This is a genomic window from Bacillus sp. JJ1127, assembly GCF_036965845.1.
Taxonomy (GTDB): domain Bacteria; phylum Bacillota; class Bacilli; order Bacillales; family Bacillaceae_G; genus Bacillus_A.
Genome location: NZ_JBALQK010000204.1, coordinates 22362 through 27734, shown reverse-complemented (window position 1 = coordinate 27734; position 5373 = coordinate 22362). Strand labels below are relative to the sequence as shown.

The window sequence follows — 5373 nt, the reverse complement described above, 5'->3', positions numbered from 1 at the left end:
ATATGAATTAAGAAAATTACTAGCCTTACTGGAGAAGCAGGCTGATATATTACAAAGTACATTAGAATGGGAAATGCATGTTATTACAGGCGAGTTTATGCATCTTATAGAGTTATTAAGAAAGATGGTTCATTCATTACAGGTGCTCATATTAGAAAAAAACTCATATGTGACATGGATGGAGACAGAAACGAAAGGTACCATTCATTCCACAGTATTATATGCACAACCTATTCATATAGGAGAAAGATTTGCTGATGAATTTTTAACAAGAAAGCGAAGCGTTATTTTTACGTCAGCAACGTTAACTGTGAATCATACATTTGACTATATAAAAGAAGAATTAGGGTTACATGATTTTGCGCCAGATACACTAACGGTTTCATCTCCATTTCATTATGAAGAGCAAGTAAAGTTAATGGTTCCAACGGATGTCCCGCTTATTAAGGAAGTTCGGGAAGAAGAATATATTAGTGAAATATCAAAACAAATTATGAAAATCGCTAAAGCAACAAGAGGAAAAATGCTTGTACTATTTACTTCTTATGAAATGTTGAAAGAAACGTATGTAAATTTAAAAAATGAAGATGAATTAGAAGAATACGTAATACTGACGCAAAGTGTAAATAATCGAAGTCGTAGTCGTTTAGTTCGGAAATTTCAAGAGTTTGACAAGGCCATTTTGTTAGGAACAAGTAGTTTTTGGGAAGGAATTGATATTCCTGGAGATGCTTTAAGCCACCTTGTCATTGTTCGTTTGCCATTTACACCGCCTCATCAACCAATGATGGAGGCAAAAAGTGAATGGATGAGGAATAAAGGGGAAGATGTATTTACAAAACTAGCGCTTCCGCAAGCTATTCTTCGCTTTAAACAAGGTTTTGGTCGATTAATACGAACAACCACAGATACAGGAACGGTGTTTGTATTAGATCGTCGACTAACAACTTCTTTTTATGGGAAGAAATTTTTGCAATCTATTCCGAATGTCCCGCTTTATGAAGAAACACTAGACCAATTATTGAAGCGACTAGAGGAATAACAAATTACAGGAAAAATACGCCTGAAGTAAATTGTGCTTCAGGCGTAAAATGTGGGTAGGAGGAATTTTATTTTTTCTTACTTCTTGTATACAAATTACGTTGCTTTTCGATTTGAAACCTTTTTTTGCTGTACATGTCCTGCTATAATAGATGGGTGATGAAGCAGGGGTTGTAAAGAATGTACTCTTATTGTAACCGCATTGCGTTCTTCTATAATTAGAAATTTTGTGTAACGGAGGAGTTTTCATGGAGAAGAAAATCGAAGTGCTATCAACGACGCGTATTAAATATTCGTCTGACCTATATAAAATTGTTGATAGTTTGAATCGTACATTAAAGGAACAGGACCTCATGTTCGGACTGGCACTAGACGAGAACGAAAAAGAAACAGCAGTATTTACGATATACAGAACGTAGTGATACAATGAAAAAATGGATCTTTGCCATCATTATCGTTATTGTTGCCATTGGATTATATGGGGTGCATGTTTATAATGCAACAATGGAAAAGAAAATTCCGAAAGAATCAAAAGCTGTAGAAATTGCAAAAGAAAAAGCAAAGCTTACAAAGGTTAAATCCGTTGATTATTATAACGGGAAATCTTCATATACAGTCGTACAAGGTGTAGATGAAAAAGGAGAACAAATCATTGCTTGGGTACCTGAGAAAAAAGGAGATGTTCTCGTAAAGAAAAAGAGCGAAGGGATTTCTGAGAAGCAAGCTGTACAAAAAATGGCTGAACAGTTGAAAGAAGAAAGTAAAGAACATAAGCCAAAACCGCCGAAAGAAATCTTAAAAGTAAAATTAGGTGCCGAAAACGATGATCCAGTGTGGGAAATTACATATATTGATCAGGAAGGTCGTTATAGTTACTACTATCTTGCATTTAAAGATGGACAGTTTTTACAACGATATAGCATTGAAAAATAGATGTAGGGGGAACTAAAAATGAAATTAGCAAAGCGAGTAGCTGCTTTAACACCGTCTTCAACTTTAGAAATTACAGCAAAGGCACAAGCATTAAAAGCTGAAGGCCATGATGTAATTGGATTAGGGGCAGGGGAACCTGACTTTAATACGCCGGAGCATATTATGGATGCTGCACATAAAGCGATGTTAGAAGGACATACGAAATATACACCAACTGGTGGGTTAAATGCGTTAAAACAAGAAATTGTGAAGAAATTTACGCGTGATCAAGGATTAGCGTATGATCCAACTGAAATTATTGTATGTAATGGTGCGAAACATGCGCTTTATACATTATTCCAAGTGTTACTTGACGAAGGAGATGAAGTTATCATCCCAACTCCTTATTGGGTAAGTTATCCTGAGCAAGTAAAGCTTGCTGGTGGTAAGCCGGTTTATGTAGAAGGTTTAGAAGACAATCAGTACAAAATTACACCAGAGCAGCTGCGTGAGGCAATTACAGAGAAAACAAAAGCTGTTATTATTAATTCACCGAGCAATCCAACAGGAATGATTTACAGCAAAGAAGAATTAAGTCAGCTTGGGGAAGTATGTTTAGAACACGATATTTTAATTGTTTCTGATGAAATTTATGAGAAATTAGTTTATGGTGGAGTAGAATATACTTCAATTGCTCAGCTTTCTAATGCATTAAAAGAACAAACTCTTATTATTAATGGTGTATCGAAATCACATTCTATGACAGGATGGCGCATTGGATATGCAGCAGGAAATAAGCAGCTTATTAAAGCGATGACAAACTTAGCGAGTCATAGTACGTCAAACCCTACTTCAATTGCTCAATACGGTGCAATTGCTGCATATGCGGGTTCACAAGAGCCTGTAGAAATGATGCGTCAAGCATTTGAAGAACGATTAAACATTATTTATGATAAATTAATTCAAATTCCTGGTTTCACTTGTATCAAACCGCAAGGCGCATTTTACTTATTCCCAAATGTAAAAGAAGCTGTAGCATTAGCTGGATACGAAACAGTTGATGAATGGGCAAAAGCCTTGTTAGAAGAAGAAAAAGTAGCTCTTGTTCCAGGAACAGGATTTGGCGCGCCAAACAATGTTCGTTTATCATATGCAACATCTCTTGAACAATTAGAGAAAGCGTTGGAACGAATGAATACGTTTATGAAAAGTAAAGTACAGGCTTAACAAGTATTTCTTGCATTTGTACGTCAAATAGGTTACTTTAAACAAATGAAAAGGACCTCCCTATATATAGGGAGGTTTTTTGACGAATTGTGGCAAAAAGAAATTGTAACAGGTGTGTTATACTAGAGAGCGAGGTGTTTGGTGATGAAGAAAAAAATGATGTTACAGTGGTTTGAACAGGGCAGCATCGCAATTCCTAAATTGCTTATGATGCACTATAAAAAATTAGGTTTAAATGAAACAGAATTTATGGTTGTACTTCATGTGCATACGTTTTTAGAATCGGGTAATTCTTTTCCAACTCCTTCAGAGATTGCAGAGCGAATGACAATTACAGAAATGAAATGTATGGAAGTAATCCAAACATTAATCCAAAAAGGATTTTTAGCATTAGAAGGTGGACAAAGATCCGAAGCGATGATGTGTGAGAGTTATTCTTTGCAACCGCTTTGGGAAAAAATATTGCACTTTTTAATGAATGAAACAATAGAAGAAGAACAAAAAGAACAAAAACAGCTTCAAGTAAATTTATATACAATTTTTGAACATGAATTTGGGAGACCATTATCGCCTTTTGAATGCGAAACATTAGCGATGTGGCAGGACCAAGATCAACATCATCCAAATTTAATTCAAGCAGCTCTTCGAGAAGCAGTAATGAGCGGGAAGCTTAATTTTCGATATATTGATCGGATTTTGTTTGAATGGAAAAAGAACGGAATTAGGACGGTTGATCAAGCGCAAGATCAAGGGCGGAAATTTAGAGCAAATCAACAACGGACGCAGCAAATATCAAAACAAGAGACCAAATATACAGGGAAAGTACCTTTTTATAATTGGTTAGAGCAGTAATGTAGGAGGAAATATATGTTAAACAAAACACAAATTCGTTATTGTTTAGATACAATGGCAGATATGTATCCAGAAGCACATTGCGAATTAAATCATGATAATCCATTTGAACTTGTGATTGCGGTGGCATTATCTGCACAATGTACAGATGTACTTGTAAATAAAGTTACGAAAAATTTATTTCAAAAATATAAGACGCCTGAAGATTATTTAAATGTTTCTTTAGAAGAATTACAGCAAGATATTCGTTCAATCGGATTGTACAGAAATAAAGCAAAAAATATTCAGAAGTTATGCCGGATGCTACTTAATGATTATAATGGTAAGGTTCCGGAGGATCGTGATGAATTAACGAAATTACCAGGAGTTGGTAGAAAAACGGCGAATGTAGTTGTTTCAGTAGCATTTGGGATTCCTGCTATTGCCGTTGATACACATGTGGAGAGAGTAAGTAAACGCTTGGCGATTTGTAGGTGGAAAGATTCAGTTCTGGAAGTAGAAAAAACATTGATGAAGAAAGTACCTATGGAAGAGTGGGGAGTTACACATCACCGTATGATTTTCTTTGGACGTTATCATTGTAAGGCGCAGCGCCCGCAATGTGAAGAGTGCCCGTTACTAGAAGTATGTCGCGAAGGAAAAAAGCGAATGAAGGGAAAGTAAAAAGATGAAACAAGTGGTACAAATACCGGATGAGTTCCGGTGTATTCCCTTTTTTGAGGGGGATATAGACAAGATTATCTATCATACAGATGCATCTTTTGTGCAATTGATAGAAAGCCATTATTTCTTATTTGATATAGAAGAACAGTACAAACCATGGAATGAGATAGAAATGAGTATTCCAGCTGTGTTAGATATATGGAAAGAAAAAAAAGAGGATATATCTATATCTTTTCGGAATCGAAAACGAAAAGAAGCAAGGGAGCCGATGATTCACTTCGCAGCTCATTTATTATCAATTTTATATTGGTTAAATGGACAACCAGTGTCGGGATTGAAAGATATGAAGAGCAAGATTGAAGAGCTACAGATAAAACCAATTAACTTTATGGAACGTTATTCATTTATTATAGAGCAACCAAATCATTATCATTCCTATATTCAACTGGCACAGTTGTATGTAGAAATAGAAAAGTTGTGTGTAAAAAAAATAATACAAAAAAAGAAGTCACCATCTCATTAGAGAAAGGTGACTTCTTTTTTATATTATGGTGTTGGATTAACGGGCTCTGGTGGATGAACGTCTCCACCTGTTGGTTGATCTGGTTTTTGTTTATTAGCGTCATCTTCAGCCTTTTTCTTAGCCTCGTCTTCAGCTTTATTCTTGGCGTCATCTTC

At 35.6% G+C, this 5373-nt stretch carries 7 protein-coding genes; all 7 read left to right on the top strand.

Annotated elements, in window-relative coordinates; genetic code table 11:
• Window positions 1–1042, top strand: a 1042-nt coding sequence (locus tag V7183_RS19050) for a helicase C-terminal domain-containing protein (RefSeq protein WP_335360479.1), incomplete at its 5' end; no start/stop codon positions are given.
• Between the two features lie 247 nt (window positions 1043–1289).
• Window positions 1290–1460 carry a YpmA family protein gene (locus V7183_RS19045; protein WP_000412180.1) on the top strand — a complete coding sequence of 57 codons (171 nt, stop codon included), beginning with the start codon at window positions 1290–1292 and terminating at the stop codon, window positions 1458–1460.
• Between the two features lie 7 nt (window positions 1461–1467).
• On the top strand, window positions 1468–1974 hold the full coding sequence (locus tag V7183_RS19040) for a cell wall elongation regulator TseB-like domain-containing protein (protein ID WP_335360478.1): 507 nt from the start codon (window positions 1468–1470) through the stop codon (window positions 1972–1974).
• An 18-nt stretch (window positions 1975–1992) separates the two neighbouring features.
• Window positions 1993–3180, top strand: a complete 1188-nt coding sequence (gene aspB / locus V7183_RS19035; RefSeq protein WP_335360477.1) for an aspartate transaminase AspB — start codon at window positions 1993–1995, stop codon at window positions 3178–3180.
• 144 nt (window positions 3181–3324) lie between these two features.
• On the top strand, window positions 3325–4032 hold the full coding sequence (dnaD, locus tag V7183_RS19030) for a DNA replication protein DnaD (RefSeq protein WP_335360476.1): 708 nt from the start codon (window positions 3325–3327) through the stop codon (window positions 4030–4032).
• Between the two features lie 15 nt (window positions 4033–4047).
• On the top strand, window positions 4048–4695 hold the full coding sequence (gene nth, locus V7183_RS19025; RefSeq protein WP_335360475.1) for an endonuclease III: 648 nt from the start codon (window positions 4048–4050) through the stop codon (window positions 4693–4695).
• 4 nt (window positions 4696–4699) lie between these two features.
• The gene (locus V7183_RS19020) at window positions 4700–5218 is read left to right on the top strand and encodes a YpoC family protein (protein WP_335360474.1); all 519 of its coding nucleotides are present in this window, start codon (window positions 4700–4702) and stop codon (window positions 5216–5218) included.
• The last annotated feature ends 155 nt before the right edge of the window (window positions 5219–5373 follow it).

Bases quoted from the DNA above. Each gene is read 5' to 3' on its own strand.
- dnaD (WP_335360476.1), top strand. From the start codon at position 3,325: ATGAAGAAAAAAATGATGTTACAGTGGTTTGAACAGGGCAGCATCGCA.
- aspB (WP_335360477.1), top strand. From the start codon at position 1,993: ATGAAATTAGCAAAGCGAGTAGCTGCTTTAACACCGTCTTCAACTTTA.
- V7183_RS19040 (WP_335360478.1), top strand. From the start codon at position 1,468: ATGAAAAAATGGATCTTTGCCATCATTATCGTTATTGTTGCCATTGGA.
- nth (WP_335360475.1), top strand. From the start codon at position 4,048: ATGTTAAACAAAACACAAATTCGTTATTGTTTAGATACAATGGCAGAT.
- V7183_RS19020 (WP_335360474.1), top strand. From the start codon at position 4,700: ATGAAACAAGTGGTACAAATACCGGATGAGTTCCGGTGTATTCCCTTT.
- V7183_RS19045 (WP_000412180.1), top strand. From the start codon at position 1,290: ATGGAGAAGAAAATCGAAGTGCTATCAACGACGCGTATTAAATATTCG.